Consider the following 24,327-nt stretch of genomic DNA (forward strand, 5'->3'; position numbering starts at 1 on the left):
GGCTATGTTAGACATTTTCTCAAACATTATTGTCATCGGGCCCAAAGCGACATGCGACGCACATCCGGTGGGTGAGGGCAGCAATCGTGCGCTAAGTTGCTGATCCACAGAGTATTTTTGAATTCTCCATCTATGTTGTACGAATTTCTCAATCTTTGTTGTATTGCCACAATTGCGGTGGTGACGCAGTAGGCCGTAGCGGCCGGAATGGGGCGCATCGGTCGGTTTCTGGCCGGTTCTGCCCCCGATCTGCCCGACTGGCGCGAATATCTCCCCGTATCTCCGCAATCAGGCGTAGAGTGGGGCGACTACACACCCATCGGGAGATTTGCCATGGACGCCCGTCCTTCTGGAAACATCAACGGCTTCGACATCTACCCGCTGGTGTACAAGTACGACCCGCCGCGCGAATGGAACGAGCGCCGGCCGGACCGGTCCTACAGCGCTTCCGTGGTGATCTGCCGCGAGGGCGAAGTGCCCGGCGCCGAGAACGGCCGCGTCTTCGCCGTGCCCGACATCCAATGGGACGATCTGGGCCAGGCCAAGCGTGCAGCCGTGCGCCATGGCGAGGACATCGTGGCCGGCCTGGTGCCCGGGAAGTCGATCAGCGGATTGTGATCGCGCCACGTGGCGGGGCGCGGCGCCACGGGCGCCCGCCGGCCGTGCACCGCGATAGGTGGTATCATGCACGGCCTTGCAACGCGCCGATATCGCTCGGCGCCAAGGTGCGGCCGCCAGACATCGTCCTGAAAAAGCGCATGCGCGGCCTCTCGGGCTGGCACACGGCTGTTTCGCCGTGACAGTGCCCACAACCCTATCTGACCTGCGGCAACGCCCGCTCCGCGACTGACGCGCCCATTTCTGGCCGTCGGGCAGCGAAAGCCAGGTCCCTCTCACGCCAGTCTTCCGTCTCCGCCAACGCGCGCGAGCGGCACTGATTTTTTCCAATGGCTCCCGACGGCCGTCCAGCGCACACGCACGAACCGCGTGGTGCCCGATGACGCCACCCGATCGCGTGCCCCAAAGAGACAGGAACAATTTGAATCCAGGTATCACCCCGTTCACCGTTTCGGTGTACCCCATCCAGCAAGCCCCGGGCGTCTGGTTTGCCAACTACATGATCTCGGAGTACCGCAACGGCGCCGAGCATGTCGTCGCCAACGTGTCGATGCGGCACGCCACGCACCGCTCCGAAACCAAAGCCAAGCAGGCGGCCCGCCAGGCCGGCGAGCGCGTGGCCGTGCGCATGCGGCAGCAACACCATCGCGTCACCGAGCCAGGCCGCCTTGCCTGACCACCCGAACACCACAGGAGAACCAGCCATGTCGAACAACGAAGAATGGGAAGAACTGCACCTGACCCCGGGCGGATGGATCGCCGGCAGCTACCGCCGCACCCCGTGGCCCGGAGTCGACGTGGCGCCGCCGGAAACCGGCGTGCTGACGGTGCGCCGCCACGTGACGGCCACCTACTGCGGCCCGTCGCGCGCCGTGGAAGACCGCACGCCGACCACGCAGGACATGGCGCTCATCGAGTCGCTGCTGGCGCGCTTCGGCAGCCCGGAGTTCAGTATCTAGGTGCCTTGGCGCCACGCGCGCCGTCAGGCCAGCAATGACGCCAGCGCGGCAGGAAGTCCGCTGTTGGGCTTCCTTGGCGGCCTGGCAAAGCTGCCTTCCTGGCTGTGACCGGCGCGCAATGCCAGCAGCGATTCGCAATGGCGCACCGCGCTGCTGACCCCGTCCACCACCGGCACGGGTATCTTGCCCTGCAGGGCGCGCGCCAGCCCCGCAAGCGGCGCACCGGCGACAATAATGACGTCGGCACCATCTTCGCGGACTGCCCGCAGGCTCATGTCTTCGAGCGCACGCGTGTGGTCCTGCTGGACACTCCCGATGTCGCGCAGCGGCGATTGCAACGATCGGATGCTCGCCAGCCGGGAGGCGAGCCCGTTGGCCGCCACGCACTCCCTGTACCACGCCTCGATGCGATGGGAGATTGCGATGATGGAAAAGCGCTGGCCGAGCAGGCAGGCGCTGGCCAATGCGGCCTCGGTCATGCCCACGACCGGCACGTCGAACAGTTCCTTGATGCCGGCAAGACCCGGATCACCAAATGCCGCGACGATGAGCCCATCGAAGGTGCCCGCGCGCTCGGCGGCTGCGCACGCCGTGGCGTAGCCGCCCACCAGGGCTTCGAATCGGGTTTCGATATAGGCCACGCCAAAGCTGGCAGTGGCCATGGCCAGGTGCGTGTCGGGCGACGCCGTGCGCTTTGCCTCCGCGTAGATGAGGTCGCTGACGGATTCGCTGATATTGGGATTGACGATCAGGATATTCATGGCTGCCACTGTCATGCGTCAAAGCTCGGGTTGTCCTGCTTCCAGGAACCGCCCGCGTCCGGCGGTGGGCTCCAGGTACTCGCCATCCCGCACGATCATCTCGCCGCGCGAGAACGTGGTCATGGGCCAGCCCGTGACTTCCGTGCCTTCATAGGGCGTGTAGTCGACGGCATGGTGCAGATTGCGGTTGGTGATGCGCACTTTGCGCTCGGGATCCCACAACACGATGTCCGCGTCGGCGCCGATGGCGATAGTCCCCTTGCGCGGGTAGAGGCCATAGATTCTTGCCGGCCGGTATGACGTGAACTCCACGAACTGGTGCAGGGACAGCTTGCCGCGCTGGACGCCATCGAACAGCAGCGGCAGCCGCGTCTCGATGCCGGGCACACCGTTGGGGATGTGGTCGAACGGTTGCGGGCCGCCGCCAAGCTTCTTGCCTTGCGGATCGTCATAGTTGAAGGGCGCGTGATCCGACGAGAACACGCTGAACACGCCGTTTGCCAGCGCGCGCCAGACGGCGGCCTGGTTCTCGGGATCGCGCGGCGGCGGGCTGCACACGCACTTGGCACCTTCGTAGCCATCGTCACCGGGCAGGCCCATGTCCTCGGCAGTGAGATAAAGGTATTGCGGGCAGGTCTCCGCCAGAATCTTCAGTCCCCGGCCCTGCGCCCAGCGAATCTGCTCGATGGCTTCCTTTCCCGACACATGGACGATCAGGATCGGCACGTCGACCAGCTCGGCGAACGAGATGGCACGATGGGTGGCTTCGCGTTCCACCACGGCCGGCCGTGCAAGCCCGTGGAAGCGCGGGGCCAGCCGGCCTTCGCCGGTCAGCTTGTCGGTCAGCCACGAGATGCAGTCGGCGTTCTCGGCATGCACCATCACCAGCGCCTGATTCTCGCGGGCCACGGCCAGGACTTCCAGCATTTCACGGTCGGACAGCTTCAGGTCGTCGTAGGTCATGTACACCTTGAACGAGCTGTAGCCCTGGCGGATGAGCGCGGGCAATTCCTCGCGCAGTACCGTGGGCGTGGCGTCGGCGACGATCAGGTGAAACGCGTAGTCGATCACGGCGCGGCCTTCCGCGCGATGGTGGTAATCGGCCACCGCGGCTTTCAGGGACTGTCCCTTTTCCTGCGCCGCGAAAGGGATGACGGTGGTCGTCCCCCCGCACACGGCCGCCCGGGTGCCGGTGAAAAAGTCGTCGGCCATGCGCATGCCTTCGGGCATGGGCTGGTCCAGGTGGCAGTGGCCGTCAACGCCGCCGGGCAGGGCCAGCAGGCCGGTGGCGTCGACTTCCTGCCGCGCGGCGGGCAAGCCGTGGCCAAGTGAAACGATCTTGCCGCCGCGTACGCCGATGTCGCAGCGGAAGCGATCGGAAGCGGTGACCACGTCCGCATTGCGGATCACGAGGTCGAGATTGTTGTCTGCAGTCATGGTCATCACTCTCCGGTGCTTCGCGCTTACTGGACTTCCTGGAACAGGCGGCCCCAGCCCTTCACGTCGCGGGTGTCGACACCGGCCAGGCGCAGCGAGCTCCAGACGACCGTGGAGATCGTGTCGTAGAGCGGGATGCCGGTCTCGGCCTCCAGCTCCTCGGCCAGGTGGGCCGCGTGCAGGTTCGTGCAGAACGTGGTGATGGCCTGCACGTTTTCCGCGGCAAGTTCGCGCACCATCCGGCGAATGGTGTCTTCCTCGACTTCGGCAAAGCTGTAGTTCACCTGGAGCCCCAGGTGGCGTTCGGCCGAACAATCGAAGCCGCTGCGCTGGTAGTTGGCCACGATGCGTTCCTGCACGTCGGCCAGGTACGGCGTGGCCAGCCCGAAGCGGCGCGCGCCCGTGATCTCCAGGATCTCGTTGAGCGCCAGCACCGAGGTGGTGGCCGGGATGCCCGTGGCTTCCGTGATCTGCCGGCACAGCGCCTGGTCTCGATCGAAGCCGAGCCAGCCCGACGAGGTGCCGTTCCAGGCGATGACATCGACGCGGGCGTCGGCCAGCAGCCGGGCCGCCGCCAGGATCTTCTCCAGGTCGAACTGGCCCAGTGCCTGGTTGCTCAGCGAAATCTCGGTGACCGTGAAGCGCGAGAAATGCGCGCTGACGCCGGGCAGGCCGCTGACCATCGCACTGGTAATGGGCTCCAGCGCGGTGTTGGACGACGGCGTCAGCATGCCGAGACGGGTTTTCTTGCTCATGGTGGGTTCTCAGGAGTTGTCGGGCACTGTCTGGGCGCAGTGCCTCAAGTTGGTGTGGGTCTTGTTGTTCGGGGTGGTCGCTGAATCAGACCGGAAGCTTCTTCTCGTAGTCGATGGCCGTGGATGCCAGCAGCAGCCCCACGCCAGCGGCAGCAAAGAACATCAGGGCGAGGAAGTACGAGCCCGTGAACTGCACGATCATCCCGACGATGATCGGCACGGTGATGCCGCCGATGTTGCCGCCCAGGTTCATCACGCCGCCCAGGAAGCCGATCTTGTTGCGGGTGCCCAGGATCGACGGGATGCACCAGAACAGGCCGCACCAGCGCAGGAAGAACAGCGTGGAGGAGAGCAGGGCCACCACTACGACAGGGTTCGTCACATAGGCCACGGAGAAGATCGAGACCGTGGCGACCACGGCGGCAATGCCGAACAGCGTGCGCATCACCACGTTCGGCCGCCCGCCCGCTTCCTTCCACTTGTCGGCAATCCAGCCGCCAATCAGCTCGCCGATGAAGCCGCAGAAGAAGATGATGAAGCTGGCGCCGCCCATGGCCTTGATATCGAAGCCATGCACCTTGTTCAGGTAGTTCGGCATCCAGGTCAGCAGCCCGTAGAACACGGTGTTGAAGCACATCCAGCCGATGGCCATGCACCAGACCGAGCGGTACTTGAAGAAATCGAGCGAGCGGCCCGACAGGTTTGCCGGCTCGGCACGGTTTTCATTGGCCTGGGCTTCCTCGATGTAGCGCGCTTCCAGCTCGTTGACGCCCGCATGCTCGCGCGGCGAGTTGCGGATGTACCACCATGCCATGGCTCCGGCGATGACGGTACCCACGCCGGCCACCACGAAGGCCAGGCGCCACGACCCGAGTGCGGCAATCAGCCACGTAATGATGATGGCGCCCAGTGCCGCGCCCAACGGGGCGCCGCCGTCCAGCAGCGTCGCGCCGCGGCCGCGTTCGTTCTGGGTCATCCAGATGGCATTGAGCTTGCCGCCCGCCGGGTAGATCGGCGCTTCGGCGGCGCCCAGGCCCAGGCGGGTCAGCAGCAGGGACGTGGCATTGGTGCACACCGCGGCCAGCGCCTGGAACGCGCCCCAGAACACCGTGGCGGACGCAATCACGATGCGCGGCTTGTATTTGTCGGCCAGCATGCCCCCCGGCACCTGCATGAGGGCATAGGTCCAGAAGAACGAACTCAGGATCAGCCCCTGCATCGCGGGGCTGAGGTCGAACTCCTTGGCGATCAGTGGCATGGCCACGGACAGCGACGCGCGGTCGATGTAGTTGATGGCGATGAGGAACAGCATCATCAGGAAGATCTTCCAACGGACGCCGCTGCGTGCAGGGGTCATCGTGGCGGCCTGACTGGTGGGTGGCATGACGGGGGTCTCCTTGCTCCTGGGTACTGTGTTGTCTGAATGTTTCGTGTCAGGGTGTCGCGCAACTGGAGCGAGTATAGGATACGTAATCGGTAATTACAACGCTGCTAACTTGTTGAAAAATATAGATATAGGGTAAGCACCAATTCGGTGTGATAGTCTTCCGTCTGGTGCAGATTCCCCGTTCTGGTGATGTCCGTGACACAAGCGTTACCCAAAACCGCCCGCCTGCGCACGCTGGGCATGGCCGCCGAGATTGCGGCGCGTCTGCGCACGATGATCCAGGAGGGCGAGTTGCCTCCCGGGGCCCGCATCGACGAGAAATCGCTGTGCGACGCCTTCGACGTTTCGAAGACGCCATTGCGCGAGGCGCTGAAGGTGCTGGTGGCCGAAGGGCTGGTGCTGCACCGGCAGTACATCGGCTATCGCGTGGCGCCGCTGGACCTGGACGAACTGCGGCAGACCTTCGAAACGCTGCACGGCCTGGAGGCGCATGCGGGCGAACTGGTCGCCAATCGGCTGGGCGATGCTGCGCTGGCAAGAATCGAGCGCAAGCACCAGGCCATGATCGACGCCCATGCGGCCGGCAAGCGTACCGACTACTTCCGCATCAACCAGGAAATCCACCAGATGATCGTCGACAGCGTCGGCAACGCCGTGCTGTCGGGGATCTATGCAACGCTGATGAGCAAGGTGCACCGCGCCCGTGGTGCCGCCAACGCCGACCAGTTGCGGTGGCAGGAGTCTCACGAAGAGCACGACGCCATCATGGCGGCGCTACGCGAGCCGGGGCGGCCGCGTCTGGCATCCATCCTCCGCGCGCATTCGGAAAACACCGCAAGGGAAGTGCTGCGCGTGGTCGAACAGAGCCTGGCCGAGCCCGGCGGACGCGCCACCCACGTGCGCCACGGCCGGGAATCCTGACGGTCCGAGGTCCGTCGGACGAGGCAGCCGCCATTGTCCCGTCCCTTGCACAATTCATTAGTAATCAAATCATTGCATTCCATAACAATTTGGATGTACGATGACCGACCTTTTCCAGCGTGAGACGGGTCCGGGGCGTCGGTAGCGGCGCCAAACAGAGATCCGCGTGGGGACAACGCCTGATAACCTCGGACCTCACATGTCTACGCCCCCGTTCTCACGTCGTGCCTTCCTGAAGGCGACCGCGGTTGCCGTGCCGGTCGCCACCATTCCGCTTCACGATCTCCGCGCCAAGGGCCTGGAGGACGTGCATCTGCAGCACTACCAGCCCGTCTTCTTCAGCGCGCCCGAGTGGCAGTTCATCCTGGCCGCCTGCGACCGCCTGATCCCGGCCGAAGGGAAGGGGCCGGGCGCGCTGGAAACCAATGTCCCCGTCTTCATCGACCAGCAGCTCAAGGGCGGCCTGGGCGACGACATCTACCTGCAGGGCCCGCACAACGTGGCCGCGCCCAAAACGCTGGGCTTCCAGCTGCCGTACGCGCCGCAGGACGTCTACCGGCGCGGCATCGCGCTGGTGCAGCAGGCGGCCACGGCTCGCCACGGCCAGCCGTTCCACCGCCTGTCGAGCGCCGACCAGGACGCGCTGCTGACCGCGCTGCAGAAAGACACCATCGACTTCACCGCGCTGGGCGAGAGCAGCCTCAAGGCGTCGCAGTTCTTCTCGCAACTGCTTGGCGATACCAAGAACGGCTACCTGGCCGATCCGATGTACGGCGGCAACAAGGACATGAAGGCCTGGGTCGCCATTGGCTTCCCCGGCGCGCGCGCCCAGTACATCGAATGGGTGGACCAGCACAACGTCCCCTATCCGCTGGGCCCCGTCAGCCTGAGCGGCAAGCGGGCCTGAGCGCCTGAGCCACCTGAGCGCGCCAGCCGTCCGTCCGGCCGCTCGGCCACTGTCTTTCCCAATTTCCGCGTGAAGCGCGCCCGGCCGCGCCGTGGCCCGCTTCACGCCCAGCACAAGCACGTCATATGCCCCAGATCACCAACGACGACGTCGACGTCGTCATCGTCGGCCTTGGATGGGCCGGTTCGCTGATGGCCATCGAACTGGCCCAGGCCGGCCTCAAGGTGCGCGCGCTAGAGCGCGGCCCGGACCGGCCACCGGAGGACTTTGCCTACCCGAAGCCCGCCGACCAGTACGGCTACGCCACGCGCAACAAGGTCTTTGCCACGCCGCGAGATGCCGCGCTGACCGTGCGCTACAAGCAGGACGAGACCGCGCTGCCCACGCGCAAGTGGGGCGCCTTCGCGCCCGGCACCGGCGTGGGCGGGTCGGGCCTGCACTGGACCGGCGTGCTGATCCGCCCGACGCCCACCGACATCAAGCTCAAGACCTACGCCGACCAGGCGTACCGGCGCGGCACGCTCGACGCCGACATGCGCATCAAGGACTTTCCGTTCACGTGGGACGAGATCGAGCCGTACTACGACTTCTTCGACAAGGTCTGCGGCCTGTCCGGCAACACCGGCAACCTGCGCGGCCAGATCCAGCCCGGCGGCGACCCGTTCGAAGGCCCGCGCTCGAACCCGTATCCGCTGCCCGCGCTGGAAGACACGCTGAACTGTTCGATGTTCGCGGAGACGGCGCGCAAGCTGGGCTACCACCCGTTCCCGAATCCGTCGGCCAACGTGTCGCGGGCCTGGACCAACCCGTACGGCGCCCAGCTCGCGCCGTGCAACTACTGCGGCTACTGCAGCAAGTACCCGTGCCTGAACTACTCGAAGGCGTCGCCGCAGACCACCGTGCTGGATGTGGTCAAGCGCATGCCGAACTTCTCGTACCGCGTGAACGCCAACGTGATCCGCGTGGACCTGCACAAGGACCGCAAGACCGCGCGCGGCGTGACCTACATCGACGAGCACGGCAAGGAGGTGTTCCAGCCGGCAAAGATCGTCGTGCTGTCGAGCTTCCAGTTCGCCAACGTGCGGCTGATGCTGCTGTCGGGCATCGGCAAGCCGTACGACCCGGTGTCCGAAACCGGCACGGTGGGCCGCAACTACGCGTTCCTGAGCAACGGCGGCGCCACGCTGTTCTTCAAGGACAAGCACTTCAACCCGTTCGCCACGGCCGGCGCCACGGGCGAGATGTTCAACGACATCTCGCCCGGCAACTTCGACGGCCCGTCGCTGGGCTTCATCGGCGGCGCCAAGATCCATAGCTCGCAGGCCACCGGCGCGCCCATCGGCACCGCGCTGCCGCCCGGCACGCCAGGCTGGGGCAAGGGCTGGAAGGAGGGCATGGTGGACTGGTACGGCCGCTCGATGAAGATCAGCATCACGACCACGTGCATGTCGTACCGCGGCCACTACCTGGACCTGGACCCGCGCTACAAGGACCCGTGGGGCCAGCCGCTGCTGCGCATGACGTTCGACTGGCGCGAGAACGAGCTGAAGCTCCAGCGCTACCTGCGCGAGATCGTGCTGAAGATTGCAAAGGAGATGAAGCCCGACGTGATGTCGGAGAGCTTCCTGGCGCTGGATTCGCACTGGGACATCACCAAGTACGTGTCGACCCACAACGTGGGCGGCGCGATCATGGGCACGTCACCGCGCGACTCGGCGCTGAACCGCTACCTGCAGTCGTGGGACGTCCACAACGTCTTCGTGCCCGGCGGCAACGCGTTCCCGCAGAACTTCCAGGCCAATCCCACCGCCACGATCGGCGCTATCACGCTGATGGCCGCGGACGCCATCAAGAAGCAGTACCTCAAGAACCCGGGACCGCTGGTGCAAGCCTGACCGAGACGACCATGACCCTTTTCCGTACCCTCTTCAATGCCGCCGCGACCGCCGCGGCCATGGCCGCCACGTTAGGCGCGGCGTCGTCGGCGCTGGCCGCCTCGGACCCGGCCCTGATCCAGCGCGGCGCCTACCTGGCCCGCGTGGGCGACTGCATGGCCTGCCACAGCGCGCCGGGCAAGCCCGCGTACAGCGGCGGCCTGCCCATCGACAGCGGCCACGGCATCATCTACGCCACCAACATCACGCCCGACCGCCAGCATGGCATCGGCCAGTACACCGAGAAGCAGTTTGCCGATGCGGTGCGCAAGGGCGTGCGCGCCGATGGCCAGCACCTGTACCCGGCCATGCCGTACCCGAACTACCGCAAGGTGACGGACGCGGACATCCACGCGCTCTACGCATTCTTCATGGAAGGCGTGGCGCCCAGCAGCGCGCAGCCGCCCCAGACCAGCATGGACTTTCCGTTCAACCTGCGCTGGGGCATGGCGGTGTGGAACTACGTGTTCACGTCGGACAAGCCGTTCCAGCCGCGCCCGGCCTGGACCGACCAGGTCAAGCTCGGCGCCTACCTGGTGGAAGGGCTGGGCCACTGCAGCAGTTGCCACACGCCGCGCGGTATCGCCATGAACGAGAAGGCCGATTCCAGCGCTGACGCGCAGTACCTGGCCGGCGGCGATCTGAACGGATGGCCCGTGCCGTCGCTGCGCGGCATGCCGCACTGGACCGACCAGGACATCGTCGACTACCTGCTGACCGGCCGCAACCGCACGGCGGCCGTGGCGGGCGAGATGACGGCCGTGGTCGAGCACAGCACGTCGCACATGCGTCCGGCGGACCTGTCCGCGATTGCGGCCTACCTGAAGAGCCTGCCGCCGGTGCCGGCCGCGTCCGCCGCCGTGAAGCCGCAGGGCGCCGACGCCACGATCCGCAAGCTGACCGCGGCCAGGAACCTGACGCTGGGCGAGCGGCTGTATCTCGACAACTGCGCGGCCTGCCACTTCGTGACGGGCAAGGGCGCCGAGCGCGTGTTCCCGCGCGTGGACGGCGCCACCGTCGTCAACGCCGACAGTCCGACCGCGCTCGTCAACGTGATCCTGGCCGGCGCGCGCACGCCGTCCACGGCCAAGGCGCCGTCGATCCTGGTGATGCCGGGTTTTGCCCATCGGATGAACGATGCCGAAGTGGCCGAGCTGGCCACGTTCCTGCGGCAGGGATGGAGCAACCACGCGGCGCCCGTCACCGAGCGCAATGTGAAGGCCGTGCGCACGTCGCTGACGCCGGCGCACTGAGCGCCCGGCCAGCGCAGGCCGGCGGCGCGTTCAGCCGTTGCCGGCCTTGCCGCCCCGGGTCCGGGCCTTGCGCTCGGGCACCAGCGGGATGGCATGCATGCCTTCCAGCCAGGACAGCGCATCGACGTACGACAGGAACTGTTCGAGATAGCCGGGCGAGACCTCGCGCATCAGCGACAGCGCGCGGTGCACCAGATGGTTGGTGTTCAGCGGCCCGGCGTTGTCGGGCACGTGCGCCTGCGACTGGCGCAGTTGCCGCTCGACGCTGACACGCGCCCAGGTGTCGCGGAAGTAGTCGGCCAGCGCCGGCTCTGCGGCCGCGCGGCGGGGGAGGGTGTTCGACGGGGTCGGCGACGTAGGCGCCGTTGGCGATGCAGCGGGCGGGCAGGCGTCGACATCCGCGCCGCGCGCCAGCCGCGCCGTCAGCGCCGCGAGGTCCGCCAGCGCGCCCGCGGGCGAGGGCGATGCCTCGCATACGGAAGCTTCGCCGGCCGCGTCGCGCTCGATCGCCTCCGCGTAAGCCGCCACCAGCGCCGCCAGCCGCGCGTCGAGCAACCGCCGTGCTTCGCCGTCGAAGCCAGCCGCGCGTCGCGCCATGGCGTCGATCAGGCAGAAGCGCACCGGGTCCGCGCGGTCGGCGCCGGACAGCCGCCAGGCGTCCAGCCGGGCGCGCGGATCGGGCTGGGCGTCCTCATGCATGCGGCTTCTGGCCCCCGGCCGACACGCGCGGCACCGGCGCGATTTCCACGCGCCGATTCTTGGCGCGGCTTTCTTCGGTGGCATTGGGCGCCACCGGCTGCTGCGCCCCAAACGCGGCGGAGAAGATCGACGCCGGCGGCACGCCCGCATCGATCAGCGCGCGCGTCACGGTCAGCGCGCGCTGCGCCGACAGCTCCAGGTTGTCGGCAAAGCGGCGGTTGCCTTCGCGCACCTGCCGGTCGTCGGTAAAGCCGCTGACCATCAGAATTTCATCGCGCGCACCTAGGTAGGCCGACAGCGGCGCCGCCAGGCTTTTGAGCAGCGCCTGGCCCTCTGGCTGCAACTGGTCGGAGTTCACCGCGAACAGCACGTTGCCGCTGATGCCGATCCGGCCGTCCTTGAGCGTGACGCGGCCCGCCGCCAGCGGCCCGGCCAGCGCCTGCTCCAGCGTCTGGCGCCGCTGCAGTTCTTCCTGCCGCTGCTTCACTTCCTTTTCCAGCCGGGCCGACAGCTCCATCTGCACGCCAATCACGCCCAGCAGCACCAGTACGAAGGCGCCGAGCATGACCGACATCAGGTCGCCAAACACCGCCCAGGCCGGGACGGTGGTCTCCACGCCGGCGTCGTGATCGTCCGTCATGCGGCTTCGGCGCCAGCCTGCCGGGCGGCGAACTGCTGCAGGTTTTCCAGGATCTGCTTCTGCGACAGCATGCTCAGGTCCACCACCTCGCGCGCCTGGGCCACGTAGTAGGCCAGTTGCTCGTCGCTGCGCGCCATCGACTTGTCGAGCGCGGCCTCGATGCGCGCCAGGTGCTCGGCCAGCTTGTCGTTCGACGCGCTGAACATCTGCACCGCCATGCCGAAGGCTTCGCCCAGGCTTGCCACTTCCACCGCGCTGCCCGTGATGCGGGCGGCGATGCCGTCGAGCTTGCCGGTTTCCTGCGCCACCTGCTCGGTGAAGCGCGTGCCCACCCGGTCCAGCAGGTCGGCCGTGGTGGTGACCAGCCCGTCCACCGCCGCGCGCTGCTCGGTCGACGCATGGTTCACGGCGTCCAGCAGCGTGCCGAGCGTTTCCAGCAGCCGGCCGCGTTCTTCCAGCATGGCGTTGTCGCGCGCCATGCCGTCGGTCAGTTTCTGGCGCAGTTCGGCGATGACCTCGGCGGCCGCCTTGGGCGCTTCGGTGGCGATCTGCGCCAGGCGGGCGACCTCGGCAATCGTGTCGCTGGCCTGCTGCTGCGTCTGCGTGGCGATTTCGCGCGCGGTGTCGGCCAGCGCGTCATGGAGCGCGCGCTGCTGCCCGGCCGACGCCGTGCTCGCGGCCTGCCATTCGTCGCGCATCGTGGCGGCCATGGTGGCCAGCGTGTCCTGCCAGGCCGTCAGGCGCTGGGCATCGCGCGCGGCCAGATCGGCCTGCAGCGATGCGGCAGCCTGCAGCAGGCGGTCGATCTCGGCCAGCGTGCCCGTGGCATGGGCCTGCGCGTGCGTGGCGATGTCGCGGGCGCTTTGCGACAGCGCGTCGCGCACGGCCTGCTGGTCGGCGGCCGATTGCGCGCTGGCGGCCTGCCATTGCTCGCGCATCGTGCTCGCCATGGCGGCCAGCGTCTCTTGCCACGCCGCAAGACGGGCCGCGTCGCGGCTGTCCAGCGTCGACTGGCGAGCCGTCTCTTGCGCGGCCAGTTGCGCGTGGAGGTCGGCATGGGACTGGCGAACCGTGCCCGCGAAGTCGGTGGCCTGCGCGGCAAAGGCGGCGGCGTGCTGCGAGAACGCCGCCGATGCGTCGGTCATGGCCGCGCGGTTGGCGCTGGCCAGCGAGGTGCCGGTATCGGCCAGCCGCGACAGCGCCGCATCCCAGGTGCGCGCCGCGTCGGCCGTGGCCGTGTCCAGGCGGGCGCCGATGCCATCGACCAGCGCCGCCGAGCGCTGCGCGAAGGTCTCGCCGAAGCCGTCCAGCGTCGCGCGCAGGTCGGCCGCGAGCGCGCCATTGGCCTGCCGATGGTCGGCCAGGGACGCGCGCCAGGTATCGGCCACGGCGGCCGTGGTGGATTCGAAGCGGGCGGCGGTGCCGTCCAGATGCTGCTGCACGGTCTGCGTGATCGCGTCGCGCAGCGCGGATGCCTCGCGGGCGAGGCCGGCCATGGTCGTATCGACGGCGGGCTGGATCGCGGCGCTGGCTGCCCGTGCGCTGTCGGCAATGCCGTCCTTGAGCGACGCGCCGACGGTCTCGGCCAGCCGCGCGTAGGCGGCGTCGGTGCGGGCGTGGAACGCGTCCTGGCCGTCCGCCAGCCGCTGGCCCAGCGCCGCGTGCTGGCTGGCCAGCGTGGTCGCCATCGTGTCGAGCCGGTCGACCAGGGCCGGCATCAGCTCGGCCTGCCGTTGCAGCAGCGCGAACACCGCGTCGTGCTGGTGATGGCGCGAGAACCCGCGCAGCGTGGTGACAAGCTGTTCGTCGAGCAGTTGCGCCGCCTGCACGCGCTCGCGGCGCGCCATCGTCGACAGCAGCCCGAGCATGGCCGACGTGGCCACGCCCGCCACCGACGTGCCGAACGCAAAGCCCAGCCCCTTGACCGGCGCCGCCAGCGACGCGCGGATGGCCTGCAGGTCGGCGGCGCCTTCGAGCGCCACGCCGGTGCTGCGCAGCGTACCGACCATGCCGAGGAACGTGCCGAGCATGCCCAGCAGCACCAGCAGCCCGACCAGGTAAGGCGTCATGGCCGGGCCGGGCAGCGCCACGCGCTCGCCTTCCACGCGCAGGCGCACCGCGTTGCGCAGGCTCGGGTGCAGGCGGTCCAGCCATGCCCCAAGGCTGGCCGGCGGCGTCGAGAGCGCGGCGATGGCGGCCGTCAGCGTCGGCGTGGCCTGCCGGTAGCGATGCAGTTCCAGCGCGCCGCCGACATAGAAGCCGCCGATCAGCAGCGTGACGGCCAGCGCCAGCGCATTCGTGCCCGCGTAGCCGGCGCCAACCCAGCCGACGACGGCAAGGCCGGCCAGAAAGACGACGGGGGCGGCGAGGGAGGTGAGGTGTCTGTTCATGTCGGTCGGTCAGGTATCGCGCAGGGCCGCGAGCAGCGCTTCCACCGGCTGGAACCGAATTTCCAGCTCGGCCAGCAGCACGCTCTGCATGTCCGTACGAAATACGTTGAGCCACGCGCCCTCCGCGGCGCGCAGCCTTGTGAAATGCGGTTCCAGCAGCCCCGGCACGGCGGCAAGCACGGCTTGCTCGCGCGCGCCCAGCACCTGTTCCATGACGGTGTCGAGCAGCGCCAGCCGGCCCGCCTGCGGCGTACGCGCGGCCAGCGACGTGCGCAGCCGCGCCCGCAGCCCGCCGATCTCGCGCTCCATCTGCTGCTGCAGCGCCACGTAGCGCTGGCGATGGTCGGCAAAGTCGGATTCGGCCGCGTCAGGCGCCGCCAGGCGCGCCGGCATCCTGCGGCGGCTGTCCGACGCGGCGCCTTGCCCCGTGATGGCGGCGGTCAGCGTCGCGCGTACGTGCCGGCCGGCCGCCTCGCCCGCCAGGCCGCGCGCGGCGGGCGCTCCGGACGCCACTTCGGGCGGGCTGCCGTTCAGCGCGGCGGACAGCGCGATGGCATCGGTCCAGCCCAGCCAGCGGCTGATCTCCGCGGACAGCGACGGCGCGGCGCCGGGGGTCCCGGCGTCGGTCAGGCGCGCCAGCAGGCGCACCAGTTTCGGGCCGCTGAGGCCCGTGCGCTGTGGCACTTGCGTCATGTCGCCAGAATCGGAAAAAGCGGGGAGTTTACACGGTTGCGGGCCCTCTGGCGCCCCCTCGGCACCCGGAACATTGCGGTAAGCTTGCGCCTCGGCCGCACCTACCCGGTGCGCCGCTCCTCGATTCCCAGGAAAAAACAAGACCTATGAAGATGCTCTCGATCACGAAGACCCTGGCCGCCGCTACCGTGGCGCTGGGTGTGATGGCTGCCGGCAACGCGGCGGCCCAGGAACAGACGGTGCGCCTTGGCACCGTCAGCGGCCCCGACGCCGAAGTCTGGCAGGTGGTGCAGAAGGTGGCCAAGAAAAACGGCCTGAACGTCAAGATCGTCGAATTCAACGATTACGTGCAGCCGAACGCCGCGCTGGACGCCGGCGACCTGGACGCCAACAGCTTCCAGCACCAGCCGTACCTCGACAGCCAGATCAAGCAGCGCGGCTACAAGATGGTCAGCGTCGGCTACACGTACATCTCGCCGCTGGGCGTCTACTCGAAGAGCCTGAAGTCGCCCAAGGACCTGCAGCCGGGCGCCAAGGTTGCCGTGCCGAACGATCCGTCGAACGAAAACCGCGCGCTGCTGCTGCTGGCCGCCCAGGGCGTCATCAAGCTCAAGCCCGGCGTCGGCACGAATGGCGTGAACGCCACGCCGCTCGACATCGCCGAGAACCCCAAGAAGATCAAGATCGTCGAACTCGACGCTGCCCAGCTGGCCCGCGCGCTGCCGGACGTGGCCGCCGCCGTGATCAACACGAACTACGCGCTGGCCGCCGGCCTGCAGCCGACGACGAACGCCATCGCGCTGGAAGACATCCGCAGCCCGTACGCCAACGTCATCGTCGTGCGCACGCAGGACAAGGACAAGCCGTGGGTCAAGAAGCTCGTGGCCGCCTACCAGTCCGAGGAAGTACGCCAGTTCATGAAGACGCAGTTCAAGGGCGCGATGGTGCCGTCGTTCTGAGCGACGTTTCACGCCCGCCCCGCGACGCGGCAGCCCCGGCTTCGGCCGGCGCTGCCGTTTTTGCATCTATGGATAGTTGAATTGGTTCGTTCCCGCCGGCGGACGGCGGCGCTAAGGTATGCCGATCGCCCCTTGCGCATCGGAGAATCGCCCGTGTCCACGCCCCTGAAAGTCGTCGCCGTCAACGGCAGCGCCCATCGACCCTCGCGCACGCTGGTGCTGGTGCAGGCGCTGCTGGCCGAGCTGTCGCAGCGGCTTGTGCTCGATACCCAGGTTGTGGACCTCAGCGAGATTGCCCGCCCGCTCGGTGGCGCGCTGACGCGCCAGGAGCTGCCCGCCGACATCGAGGCCCAACTGGTGGCCATCGAATCGGCCGACCTACTGATCGCGGCCGCGCCGGTCTATCGCGGCTCGTTCCCTGGCCACTTCAAGCATTTGTTCGACCTGGTCGGCATGGATGCGCTGGCCAGCAAGCCGGTGCTGCTGGCCGCCACCGGCGGCAGCGACCGCCACGCGCTGGTGCTGGAACATCAGTTGCGCCCGCTGTTCAGCTTCCTGCAGGCGCTGACGCTGCCGATCGGCGTCTACGCATCGACCGGCGACTTCGACGGCCACGAGATCGGCAACGGCGCGCTGGCCGAACGGATCAAGCTGGCAGCGGAACGCGCCGCGCCGTTGTTTCCGGGCGCGGCCAGGCCGTTGCGGCGGGTGGCTTGACCTGCGCTCTTCGACCCCGCACGGCGGATTCTTACCCCGCCACCGCCGCCGGCGGCCGGCTGCCCACCCAATCCCGCACCTTTTCATAAGCCGCCGCCAGCCGCAGCACGCTCAGGTCGTCGCGGGGACGGCCGATCAGTTGCATGCCCATCGGCAGGCCGTCGGCGTTGAAGCCGACCGGCACGCTGATCACGGGGCAGCCCGACAGCGTCCATGCCACGACCACCTCCATCCAGCGGTGGTAGGTATCCATCGGCCGTCCGGCGATCGATCTGGGCCAGTGCTGCGTGACGTCGAACGGAAAGACCTGCGCGGTTGGCACGGCGATGTAGTCGAACTGCTGGAACATGCGCTGCAGCGCCTGGTGCCAGGCACTGCGCTGCACGCTCGCCGCATACAGCTCACTGGCCGTCTGTCCCAGCGAGCCCTCGATCTCCCAGATCGCTTCCGGCTTGAGCTGCGCGCGCGTGGCCGGGTTCGTGTAGAGCGCCATGCGCGCGTTGCCGGTCAGGAAGTGGCGATGCACCAGCCAGGTCTGCCAGATCTTCTCGGGCGGGTAGGGCGGCGCGATGGCATCCACCTGCACGCCGAAATCGGGGAAGAACCGCAGCGCCTGTTCGCAGAGCTGCAGGATGCCGTCTTCCATCGGTAGGTAGCCGGCCCAGTCGCCCAGCCACGCCACCCGCTTGCCGGTCAGGTCGACATCGAGCGCCGCGCGCACGTTGGCTGGCGACAGCGTCGCCAGTACCGGGTCCGCCGGCAGGGCCTGCGGCGTGCGGTCGTCGGGGCCGGACTGGGTGCCTAGCAGCAGCGCCAGGTCCTCCACCGTGCGCGCCATCGGGCCCTCGCAGCCCAGTTGCGGCAGGAACAGTTCGGGCGTCGGGCCGTACGGCACGCGACCCATCGACGGCCGGAAGCCGAATACGTTGCAGAACCCGGCCGGATTGCGCAGCGACCCGCCAAAGTCGCTGCCGTCGGCCACCGGCAGCATCCGCAACGCCAGCGCTGCCGCCGCGCCACCACTGCTGCCGCCGGCCGAGCGCGTCGGATCGTAGGGGTTGCGCGTCGGCCCATAGACCGGGTTGAACGTGTGCGACCCCAGCCCGAACTCGGGCGTGTTGGTCTTGCCGATCAGGATCGCGCCGGCCTGCCGCACGCGCTCCACCACGACGGAATCGGTGGCCGGCACGTTGTCGCGGAAGATCGGCGACCCATAGGTCGTACGGATGCCGCGCGTCATCGCCAGATCCTTCGGCGCCTGCGGCATGCCGTGCATCCATCCCGCCGATTCCCCGCGCGCCAGCGCCGCATCGGCCGCGCGGGCCTCGGCCAGCAGTCCCGCCTCGTCCTGCAACGCGACAATGGCATTCGCCCCCGGATTCACGGCCGCAATATGCGCCAGATAGGCCCGCATCACCTCCTCGCACGACACCTGCCGCGCGTGAATGGACTGGGAAAGCTGCCGGGCGGACAGCATGACGATGGGGGAGGGGGTGGCGGCGGGGGCGGTCATGGTGGGAAGGGGGGTGGGCGGAGCGGAAATCATACGCTCCGTGCCGACGAGCGGTGCGGCTGCAAGCCTGGTCGACTCCGTAAACGTCAACTATACTTGACACAAATCCAGCAAGCCGCCCCCGCTCATGGACACCAGACAATTGATGCTTCCGCTCCAACGCCAGCGCAAGGCACTCGGCCTGACGCAGCAGCAGCTTGCCGCGATGGCAGGGCTGTCCCGCCAATCGCTCAACGGGATCGAACGCGGCACGGTCAACGTGACACTGGATAACCTCTGCAGGTTGCTCGACATCCTCGGCCTGTCTATCTCGATATCCGAACCGGCCCCCGTTGCCAAGTCGGCCGCACGCCCCGACCGCGCGCTATGGATGGCGGCCCGCGGCGCCAATGTCAGCTATGCCGGCAACTTCACCCCCGCGCAACTGGACCAGGCCCTGGCCACGGGCGTCGTGCCGGACGGGTATATCGCCCACATTGCACAGGTGCTGGATGAAGCGCCGCTGCAACTGCTGGTCCGGGCGGTGGCCGAAGTCGCCCGCAAGCATGGTCGGAAACCGGCGGAGATCTGGAAGAACGTACGTAGTCTGGCGCGGGCCACCACTGCTACCCGCGACGGGCTGTGGACATGACTGTGACGCGCGTCCAGGCGCTGACCGGCGAGGTCTGGGAGGGGCTGTTCCCGCATGCCTTTGCGCTCATGAACGAGGTGAAGGTCCACGGCGGCGTCGAGCCGTTCTGGACGTTCGGCGGGGGCACGGTGCTGATGCTCCGCTACGACCATCGGCTTTCGTTCGACATTGACCTGTTCGTCCCCGATCCGCAGTACCTCGGCTTCATGACGCCTCGGCTCAGTGCCGTGGCCGAGGCCATTACCGGCGACTACGTCGAGCAGGCCAACTATGTCCGGCTGGTGCTGGATGCCGGCGAGATCGATGTCGTCGCCGCCGTCAACCTCACCGACGAGCCATTCGAGCTTTGGGAAATCATGGGGCGGCAGGTGCGGGTGGAAACCGCGGCGGAGATCGTCGCCAAGAAGCTCTATCACCGTGGCTACAGCGGGCAGGCCCGCGACCTGTTCGACCTCGCGGCCGTGATTGACGCCGAGCCCGACGCGCTGCGCGCAGCCGCACCGTTCCTGCTGCGCCATGCGGAAACGTTCCTTGCCCGCCTGAAGGCCCGTCCCGACCTGATGCGCGAACAGTTCAGCCAGATCCGCCGCCGGGAGTTCTGGCGGGACTACGATGACTGCCTGCAGATGGCCGAGGCATTCCTGGGCCAGCTTGCAAAGCCTTGAATCCCGGCGGCTTTCTCAAAGCCGCTCAACATGATGCCGCACATGGTCGGCGATGAACGTGCTGATGAAGTAGTACCCGTGGTCGTAGCCCGCGTGGCGGCGCAGGGTCAGGGGTTGGCCCACGCTGGCGCAGGCGGCCTCGAAGGCTTCGGGGTAGAGTTGCTCGGCCAGGAATTTGTCGGCCAGGCCCTGGTCGATGAGGATGCCGGACGGGAACGGGGCCGAGGGCTGGGCGGCCATCAGTGCGGTGGCGTCGTGCTGGGCCCAGCGGGTGCGGTCTTCGCCCAGGTAGCCGGTGAATGCCTTGACGCCCCACGGGCATTGCGACGGCGCCGCGATTGGCGCGAAGGCCGAGACCGAGCGGAAGCGTTGCGGGTAGCGCTGCGCCAGCGTCAGCGCCCCGTGGCCGCCCATTGAATGGCCGAAGATGCCCACGCGGGCAGGGTCGGCCGGCAGGTCGCTGGTGACCAGGTGGAACAGCTCGTCGGCCACGTAGCTTTCCATGCGCCAGTGCATGCGCCACGGTGCTTCCACCGCATCGACGTAGAAGCCGGCCCCGACGCCGAAGTCCCACGCGTCGGCCTCGCCCGGCACGTGGGCGCCGCGCGGGCTGGTGTCCGGTGCCACCAGGATCAGGCCGTGCTCGGCGGCGTGGCGCTGGGCGCCGGCCTTGATCGCGAACGTTTCCTCGGTGCAGGTCAGCCCCGCCAGGTAGAACAGCGCCGGCAGGCGGCCGGCATCGGCGGCCAGCGCCTGCGGCGGCAGGTAGACCGAGAACCGCATCGGCAGCCCGATGGCCGCCGACTGGTGCTGGTAGAAGCGCTGCACGCCTCCGTGGCAGCCATGTTCGCTCAGCAGTTCCATGGGCCCGTCCTCAGTACAGCACCACGGAGCGGATGGACTCGCCGCGCTTCATCAGGTCGAAGCCCTCGTTGATGCGGTCCAGCGGCAGCGTGTGGGTAATCAGGTCGTCGATGTTGAGCTTGCCTTCCATGTACCAGTCGACGATCTTCGGCACGTCGGTGCGGCCGCGCGCGCCGCCGAACGCGGAGCCCTTCCACTCGCGGCCCGTGACAAGCTGGAACGGGCGCGTGGAGATCTCCGCGCCGGCCTCGGCCACGCCGATGATGATCGACTTGCCCCAGCCCTTGTGGCAGCACTCCAGCGCCTGGCGCATGACCTGCGTGTTGCCGATGCATTCGAACGAGTAGTCGGCGCCGCCATCGGTAAGCTGCACGATGTGGTCCACCACGTTGCCCACGTCCTTCGGGTTCACGAAATGCGTCATGCCGAACTTGCGCGCCATGGCCTCGCGGCCCGGGTTGATGTCCACGCCGATGATCTTGTCGGCGCCCACCATCTTCGCGGCCTGGATCACGTTCAGGCCGATGCCGCCCAGCCCGAACACCACCACGTTGGCGCCGGCCTCCACCTTGGCCGTGAACAGCACCGCGCCCACGCCCGTGGTCACGCCGCAGCCGATGTAGCAGACCTTGTCGAACGGAGCGTCCGGGCGGATCTTGGCCAGCGCGATCTCCGGCACCACGATGTGGTTGGCGAACGTGGACGTGCCCATGTAGTGGAAGACCGGCTTGCCGTCGATCGAGAAGCGCGACGTGCCGTCCGGCATCAGGCCCTTGCCCTGCGTGGCGCGGATGGCCTGGCACAGGTTGGTCTTGCGCGACAGGCAGAACTTGCACTGGCGGCATTCGGGCGTGTAGAGCGGAATCACGTGGTCGCCCGGCTTCAGCGACGTCACGCCCGGGCCCACATCGGTGACGATGCCCGCGCCCTCGTGGCCCAGGATGGCCGGGAAGATGCCTTCCGGATCGGCGCCGGACAGCGTGTAGTAGTCGGTATGGCAGATGCCCGTGGCCTTGATCTCGACGAGTACCTCGCCGGCGCGCGGGCCGTCGAGATCCACTTCCTCGATGGTCAGCGGGGCGCCGGCTTTCCAGGCGATGGCGGCTTTGGTCTTCATGGGGCAACTCCTGTGCAGATGGATGGGGCGGCCAGCGGCGCGCCGACAGGCCAAGACTATACGGCCATCGGCACGCTGCGGCCAGACAGGTGAGCGATTATCGGCTGCCCGTCGACTGGCGGGCGAGTCCCGCCGGGGCTGGCGCGGCAGCGGAAAGCTGGCCCGCGTGCCGGCGCCCGAGCCACCAGCCCAGCGCGGCCCAGCCCAGCGCCAGCAGCGCGCCGGCCAGCGCCACGGTGGCCGGGTGGCCGGAGAGCGCGTCGATGGCCGTCTTGACCCACGCGCTGACCGCATCGCCGGCGCGGTAGACGGCGGTGTCGATCACGTTCTTGGCCTTGTACTTGGTCTCGGGGTCGACCACGGTGAACAGCATCTCGCGGCCCGGCCGCAGCATCGCGTATTCGCCCACGCGGCGCAGGATCATCACGCCGGCCAGCACGCCGAACGTCGGCCAGATCGCCAGCAGCACGAAGCCCCCGGCCACGGCCAGCGGCACCAGCGTCAGCAGCGCCGCCACGCCGTGGCGCCGCGCCACGCGGCCCGAGAAGAACACCTGCACGAGGATGGTCAGCGCCTGCACAGTGGCGTCCAGCGCGCTGAACACCTGCGTCTGCTGCTGGCGCGACGGGAACGCCTCGGCCACCAGCCGCGCCTGCTCGAAATACAGGAACGTGCTGGCCGTGGCCAGCAGGATCACGAACAGGCCGATGCCGAGTAGATAGCGCGACCGTGCCACCAGCACCAGCCCCGCCCAGAGCCCGCCGCCCACGGGCTGGGAAGGGTCGGGTCCCGGCGCGGCGTTGCTGGCGCCATGCGCACCGGGGGCGCCGGCGCCGTGCCGCCTGCGCCAGCGGAACAGGAAACCCGCGCCGGGCAGCGTGGCGGCCAGCAGCGCCGCCGACAGCAGCATCAGCCCGGTCAGCCCGATGCTGGCGACCAGCCATCCGCCCAGTACCGGCCCCGCCAGCCCGCCCGCGCTGGCGCCGGCCGCGATCAGCGCGAACAGCCGCCGCGCCTGCTCGGGCCGGAACACGTCGGCCATCAGGCTCCACGCCACCGAGACCACGAACAGGTTGAACACCGACAGCCAGACGTAGAACACGCGCGCCAGCCACACGCTGTCCGGCATGGCGCGCGTGGCAAGGGCGAACGCCAGCAGGTTGGCGATGAAGAACGCGTAGACCCACGGCACGAAGCGCCGCCGTGGCAGCCATTTGCAGCAGGCGCCGTAGAACGGGATGGCCACCAGCATGACCACGAAGGTGGCCGTGAACAGCCACTGCAGGTTCTTCACGCCGCCGGCGATGCCCATCGTCTCGCGCACGGGGCGCAGCATGAAATAGCTGGCGAACAGGCAGAAGAAGAACAGGAAGGCGCCCGCCACGGCCGGCATCTCGCCCGCGCGCACGCCCAGCAGGCGGCCGGTGCGCGGGGCGTCGGGCAGCGGGTCGTGGGCGTCCATCGGCGGCCCGCTACGCCAGGGCGGCGGCAATGCGCGCGCGCTCGCGCGTGTCCGGCATGCGGCCGAACGCGGCGCCCAGGTTGTCGGCCATGTTCTTCGGCTTCGACGTGGCCGGGATGGCGGCCGTGACGGCGGGATGGCTGACGATGAACTTCAGGAAGAGCTGGCCCCACGAGTTGCAGTCGATCTCGCCGGCCCAGTCGGGCACGGGCTTGCCGCGCACGGCCGCGAACAGCCGGCCGTCCTGGAACGGGCGGTTGACCAGCACGGCCACGCCGCGTTCCTCGCACAGCGGCAGCAGCGTCTTCTCGGCGTTGCGCTCGGCCAGCGAGTAGTTGACCTGCAGGAAGTCGATCTTCTCGCTGCGCAGGATCTGCGCGAGCTGGTCGTGGGCGTCGTCGCGGTAGTGGGTGATGCCGATATAGCGCGTCTTGCCCTGTTCCTTGAGCTGCCGCAGGATGCGCAGGTTGTCGCGCCAGTCGATCAGGTTGTGCACCTGCAGCAAATCCACGCTGTCCGAGCGCAGGTCCACGCGCGATTCCGTGAACTGGGCCACGGTGCCGGACGCGCTCGACGACACCTTGGTCGCCAGGAACACCTTGCCGCGCGCGTTGGCGGCCTGGAGCAGGTCGCCGGTCACGGTCTCGGCGTTGCCGTAGCTGGGCGCGGTATCCACCACGGCGCGCGGAATGCGCTGCAGCAGCATGGTCATGACCTCCGTCAATGGCGCGCGGTCGTCGCTACCCTTGCCCACGTTGAACGTGTCCGCCGTGCCCATGCCGATCACCGGCAACTGCTCGGTGGTGCCCGGGATCTTGCGGCGCATTGGCGCGTCCACGGTGGCGGCGTGGGCGCTGGCGGCCAGGGCCTGGCCGGCCGGGCACGCGGCAAGCGTGGCGGTGATCCCCAGAAAGGTGCGGCGGTCGATCGGCATGGCAATCCTTCGGCGGTCGGGTCCAGAGGACCTTAGCGCGAGCGCGGGGCGATGTAAACCGGACCGTACGGGGCCGCAGCGCCGCGTGGGGCCGCCGCGCGGGTCCGGCCC

At 68.3% G+C, this 24,327-nt stretch carries 24 protein-coding genes; 11 read left to right on the forward strand and 13 right to left on the reverse strand.

Features of this window, described 5'->3' with window-relative positions; translation table 11 throughout:
- Positions 1-333 precede the first annotated feature (333 nt).
- The 3 genes from QTN24_RS07200 (at position 334) to QTN24_RS07210 (ending at position 1,577) form a co-directional block, all read left to right on the forward strand.
- Complete coding sequence (locus QTN24_RS07200; RefSeq protein WP_124686419.1) at positions 334-618, forward strand: hypothetical protein; 285 nt, start codon at positions 334-336, stop codon at positions 616-618.
- Positions 619-1,039: 421 nt separating this feature from the next.
- Entirely contained in the window at positions 1,040-1,294 is a 255-nt protein-coding gene (locus QTN24_RS07205) for an isochorismatase (RefSeq protein ID WP_253700211.1), read from the forward strand.
- 28 nt (positions 1,295-1,322) lie between these two features.
- Entirely contained in the window at positions 1,323-1,577 is a 255-nt protein-coding gene (locus QTN24_RS07210) for a translation initiation factor 1 (protein WP_124686421.1), read from the forward strand.
- 23 nt (positions 1,578-1,600) lie between these two features.
- On the opposite strand, the gene QTN24_RS07215 is transcribed toward QTN24_RS07210, so the two are convergent.
- The 4 genes from QTN24_RS07215 to QTN24_RS07230 all read right to left on the reverse strand — a co-directional run bounded on the left by QTN24_RS07215 (position 1,601) and on the right by QTN24_RS07230 (position 5,914).
- On the reverse strand, positions 1,601-2,338 hold the full coding sequence (locus QTN24_RS07215) for an aspartate/glutamate racemase family protein (RefSeq protein WP_313836012.1): 738 nt from the start codon (positions 2,336-2,338) through the stop codon (positions 1,601-1,603).
- 18 nt (positions 2,339-2,356) lie between these two features.
- Complete coding sequence (hydA, locus tag QTN24_RS07220; protein ID WP_313836382.1) at positions 2,357-3,775, reverse strand: dihydropyrimidinase; 1,419 nt, start codon at positions 3,773-3,775, stop codon at positions 2,357-2,359.
- Between the two features lie 26 nt (positions 3,776-3,801).
- Positions 3,802-4,530 carry an aspartate/glutamate racemase family protein gene (locus QTN24_RS07225; RefSeq protein WP_313836014.1) on the reverse strand — a complete coding sequence of 243 codons (729 nt, stop codon included), beginning with the start codon at positions 4,528-4,530 and terminating at the stop codon, positions 3,802-3,804.
- An 85-nt stretch (positions 4,531-4,615) separates the two neighbouring features.
- Positions 4,616-5,914, reverse strand: a complete 1,299-nt coding sequence (locus QTN24_RS07230) for an MFS transporter (protein WP_313836016.1) — start codon at positions 5,912-5,914, stop codon at positions 4,616-4,618.
- 192 nt (positions 5,915-6,106) lie between these two features.
- Between QTN24_RS07230 and QTN24_RS07235 the strand changes: the two genes are divergently transcribed.
- The 4 genes from QTN24_RS07235 (at position 6,107) to QTN24_RS07250 (ending at position 10,932) form a co-directional block, all read left to right on the forward strand.
- A complete protein-coding gene (locus QTN24_RS07235) occupies positions 6,107-6,838 on the forward strand; it encodes a GntR family transcriptional regulator (RefSeq protein WP_313836018.1) in 732 nt (243 codons plus the stop codon).
- 199 nt (positions 6,839-7,037) lie between these two features.
- Entirely contained in the window at positions 7,038-7,745 is a 708-nt protein-coding gene (locus QTN24_RS07240) for a gluconate 2-dehydrogenase subunit 3 family protein (protein WP_313836020.1), read from the forward strand.
- Positions 7,746-7,870: 125 nt separating this feature from the next.
- Positions 7,871-9,640, forward strand: coding sequence for a GMC family oxidoreductase (locus QTN24_RS07245; RefSeq protein ID WP_313836022.1), 1,770 nt, complete (start codon positions 7,871-7,873; stop codon positions 9,638-9,640).
- Between the two features lie 11 nt (positions 9,641-9,651).
- Complete coding sequence (locus tag QTN24_RS07250) at positions 9,652-10,932, forward strand: cytochrome c (protein WP_313836024.1); 1,281 nt, start codon at positions 9,652-9,654, stop codon at positions 10,930-10,932.
- A gap of 30 nt (positions 10,933-10,962) precedes the next feature.
- On the opposite strand, the gene QTN24_RS07255 is transcribed toward QTN24_RS07250, so the two are convergent.
- The 4 genes from QTN24_RS07255 to QTN24_RS07270 are packed head-to-tail and all read right to left on the reverse strand — an operon-like array spanning position 10,963 to position 15,354.
- Positions 10,963-11,631, reverse strand: a complete 669-nt coding sequence (locus tag QTN24_RS07255) for a DUF2894 domain-containing protein (RefSeq protein ID WP_313836026.1) — start codon at positions 11,629-11,631, stop codon at positions 10,963-10,965.
- The gene (locus QTN24_RS07260) at positions 11,624-12,271 is read right to left on the reverse strand and encodes an OmpA family protein (protein ID WP_313836028.1); all 648 of its coding nucleotides are present in this window, start codon (positions 12,269-12,271) and stop codon (positions 11,624-11,626) included. Before QTN24_RS07260 ends, QTN24_RS07255 begins: the two co-directional genes overlap by 8 nt.
- Complete coding sequence (locus QTN24_RS07265; protein ID WP_313836030.1) at positions 12,268-14,661, reverse strand: DUF802 domain-containing protein; 2,394 nt, start codon at positions 14,659-14,661, stop codon at positions 12,268-12,270. The genes QTN24_RS07260 and QTN24_RS07265 overlap by 4 nt, the downstream gene beginning before the upstream one ends.
- Before the next feature lie 9 nt (positions 14,662-14,670).
- Positions 14,671-15,354: a DUF3348 domain-containing protein gene (locus QTN24_RS07270; protein WP_313836032.1), complete on the reverse strand. Its 684-nt coding sequence runs from the start codon at positions 15,352-15,354 to the stop codon at positions 14,671-14,673.
- A gap of 146 nt (positions 15,355-15,500) precedes the next feature.
- Between QTN24_RS07270 and QTN24_RS07275 the strand changes: the two genes are divergently transcribed.
- Together QTN24_RS07275 and msuE are read left to right on the forward strand one after the other, a co-directional pair.
- Entirely contained in the window at positions 15,501-16,313 is an 813-nt protein-coding gene (locus QTN24_RS07275) for a MetQ/NlpA family ABC transporter substrate-binding protein (protein WP_313836034.1), read from the forward strand.
- Between the two features lie 153 nt (positions 16,314-16,466).
- Entirely contained in the window at positions 16,467-17,030 is a 564-nt protein-coding gene (gene msuE / locus QTN24_RS07280; protein ID WP_313836036.1) for an FMN reductase, read from the forward strand.
- 31 nt (positions 17,031-17,061) lie between these two features.
- Here msuE and QTN24_RS07285 read toward each other — a convergent pair whose 3' ends face one another.
- On the reverse strand, positions 17,062-18,576 hold the full coding sequence (locus QTN24_RS07285) for an amidase (protein ID WP_409558988.1): 1,515 nt from the start codon (positions 18,574-18,576) through the stop codon (positions 17,062-17,064).
- A gap of 94 nt (positions 18,577-18,670) precedes the next feature.
- Between QTN24_RS07285 and QTN24_RS07290 the strand changes: the two genes are divergently transcribed.
- Both QTN24_RS07290 and QTN24_RS07295 read left to right on the forward strand, forming a co-directional pair.
- Complete coding sequence (locus tag QTN24_RS07290) at positions 18,671-19,174, forward strand: helix-turn-helix transcriptional regulator (RefSeq protein WP_313836040.1); 504 nt, start codon at positions 18,671-18,673, stop codon at positions 19,172-19,174.
- Complete coding sequence (locus tag QTN24_RS07295) at positions 19,171-19,839, forward strand: nucleotidyl transferase AbiEii/AbiGii toxin family protein (protein WP_313836042.1); 669 nt, start codon at positions 19,171-19,173, stop codon at positions 19,837-19,839. The genes QTN24_RS07290 and QTN24_RS07295 overlap by 4 nt, the downstream gene beginning before the upstream one ends.
- A gap of 15 nt (positions 19,840-19,854) precedes the next feature.
- On the opposite strand, the gene fghA is transcribed toward QTN24_RS07295, so the two are convergent.
- From fghA to QTN24_RS07315, 4 genes are all read right to left on the reverse strand, one after another.
- On the reverse strand, positions 19,855-20,703 hold the full coding sequence (fghA, locus tag QTN24_RS07300; RefSeq protein WP_313836044.1) for an S-formylglutathione hydrolase: 849 nt from the start codon (positions 20,701-20,703) through the stop codon (positions 19,855-19,857).
- A 10-nt stretch (positions 20,704-20,713) separates the two neighbouring features.
- Positions 20,714-21,820 carry an S-(hydroxymethyl)glutathione dehydrogenase/class III alcohol dehydrogenase gene (locus QTN24_RS07305; RefSeq protein ID WP_124686436.1) on the reverse strand — a complete coding sequence of 369 codons (1,107 nt, stop codon included), beginning with the start codon at positions 21,818-21,820 and terminating at the stop codon, positions 20,714-20,716.
- A 97-nt stretch (positions 21,821-21,917) separates the two neighbouring features.
- Positions 21,918-23,282: an NTP/NDP exchange transporter gene (locus QTN24_RS07310; RefSeq protein ID WP_313836048.1), complete on the reverse strand. Its 1,365-nt coding sequence runs from the start codon at positions 23,280-23,282 to the stop codon at positions 21,918-21,920.
- A gap of 10 nt (positions 23,283-23,292) precedes the next feature.
- Positions 23,293-24,216 carry an aldo/keto reductase gene (locus QTN24_RS07315; protein WP_313836050.1) on the reverse strand — a complete coding sequence of 308 codons (924 nt, stop codon included), beginning with the start codon at positions 24,214-24,216 and terminating at the stop codon, positions 23,293-23,295.
- Positions 24,217-24,327: the final 111 nt, after the last annotated feature.

This window comes from Cupriavidus sp. SZY C1 (assembly GCF_032190535.1).
Taxonomy (GTDB): domain Bacteria; phylum Pseudomonadota; class Gammaproteobacteria; order Burkholderiales; family Burkholderiaceae; genus Cupriavidus; species Cupriavidus pauculus_C.

Bases quoted from the DNA above. Each gene is read 5' to 3' on its own strand.
- QTN24_RS07200 (WP_124686419.1), top strand. From the start codon at position 334: ATGGACGCCCGTCCTTCTGGAAACATCAACGGCTTCGACATCTACCCG.
- QTN24_RS07210 (WP_124686421.1), top strand. From the start codon at position 1,323: ATGTCGAACAACGAAGAATGGGAAGAACTGCACCTGACCCCGGGCGGA.
- QTN24_RS07215 (WP_313836012.1), bottom strand. From the start codon at position 2,338: ATGAATATCCTGATCGTCAATCCCAATATCAGCGAATCCGTCAGCGAC.
- hydA (WP_313836382.1), bottom strand. From the start codon at position 3,775: ATGACTGCAGACAACAATCTCGACCTCGTGATCCGCAATGCGGACGTG.
- QTN24_RS07225 (WP_313836014.1), bottom strand. From the start codon at position 4,530: ATGAGCAAGAAAACCCGTCTCGGCATGCTGACGCCGTCGTCCAACACC.
- QTN24_RS07230 (WP_313836016.1), bottom strand. From the start codon at position 5,914: ATGCCACCCACCAGTCAGGCCGCCACGATGACCCCTGCACGCAGCGGC.
- QTN24_RS07235 (WP_313836018.1), top strand. From the start codon at position 6,107: ATGTCCGTGACACAAGCGTTACCCAAAACCGCCCGCCTGCGCACGCTG.
- QTN24_RS07240 (WP_313836020.1), top strand. From the start codon at position 7,038: ATGTCTACGCCCCCGTTCTCACGTCGTGCCTTCCTGAAGGCGACCGCG.
- QTN24_RS07245 (WP_313836022.1), top strand. From the start codon at position 7,871: ATGCCCCAGATCACCAACGACGACGTCGACGTCGTCATCGTCGGCCTT.
- QTN24_RS07250 (WP_313836024.1), top strand. From the start codon at position 9,652: ATGACCCTTTTCCGTACCCTCTTCAATGCCGCCGCGACCGCCGCGGCC.
- QTN24_RS07255 (WP_313836026.1), bottom strand. From the start codon at position 11,631: ATGCATGAGGACGCCCAGCCCGATCCGCGCGCCCGGCTGGACGCCTGG.
- QTN24_RS07260 (WP_313836028.1), bottom strand. From the start codon at position 12,271: ATGACGGACGATCACGACGCCGGCGTGGAGACCACCGTCCCGGCCTGG.
- QTN24_RS07265 (WP_313836030.1), bottom strand. From the start codon at position 14,661: ATGAACAGACACCTCACCTCCCTCGCCGCCCCCGTCGTCTTTCTGGCC.
- QTN24_RS07270 (WP_313836032.1), bottom strand. From the start codon at position 15,354: ATGACGCAAGTGCCACAGCGCACGGGCCTCAGCGGCCCGAAACTGGTG.
- QTN24_RS07275 (WP_313836034.1), top strand. From the start codon at position 15,501: ATGAAGATGCTCTCGATCACGAAGACCCTGGCCGCCGCTACCGTGGCG.
- QTN24_RS07285 (WP_409558988.1), bottom strand. From the start codon at position 18,576: ATGATTTCCGCTCCGCCCACCCCCCTTCCCACCATGACCGCCCCCGCC.
- QTN24_RS07290 (WP_313836040.1), top strand. From the start codon at position 18,671: ATGGACACCAGACAATTGATGCTTCCGCTCCAACGCCAGCGCAAGGCA.
- QTN24_RS07295 (WP_313836042.1), top strand. From the start codon at position 19,171: ATGACTGTGACGCGCGTCCAGGCGCTGACCGGCGAGGTCTGGGAGGGG.
- fghA (WP_313836044.1), bottom strand. From the start codon at position 20,703: ATGGAACTGCTGAGCGAACATGGCTGCCACGGAGGCGTGCAGCGCTTC.
- QTN24_RS07305 (WP_124686436.1), bottom strand. From the start codon at position 21,820: ATGAAGACCAAAGCCGCCATCGCCTGGAAAGCCGGCGCCCCGCTGACC.
- QTN24_RS07310 (WP_313836048.1), bottom strand. From the start codon at position 23,282: ATGGACGCCCACGACCCGCTGCCCGACGCCCCGCGCACCGGCCGCCTG.
- QTN24_RS07315 (WP_313836050.1), bottom strand. From the start codon at position 24,216: ATGCCGATCGACCGCCGCACCTTTCTGGGGATCACCGCCACGCTTGCC.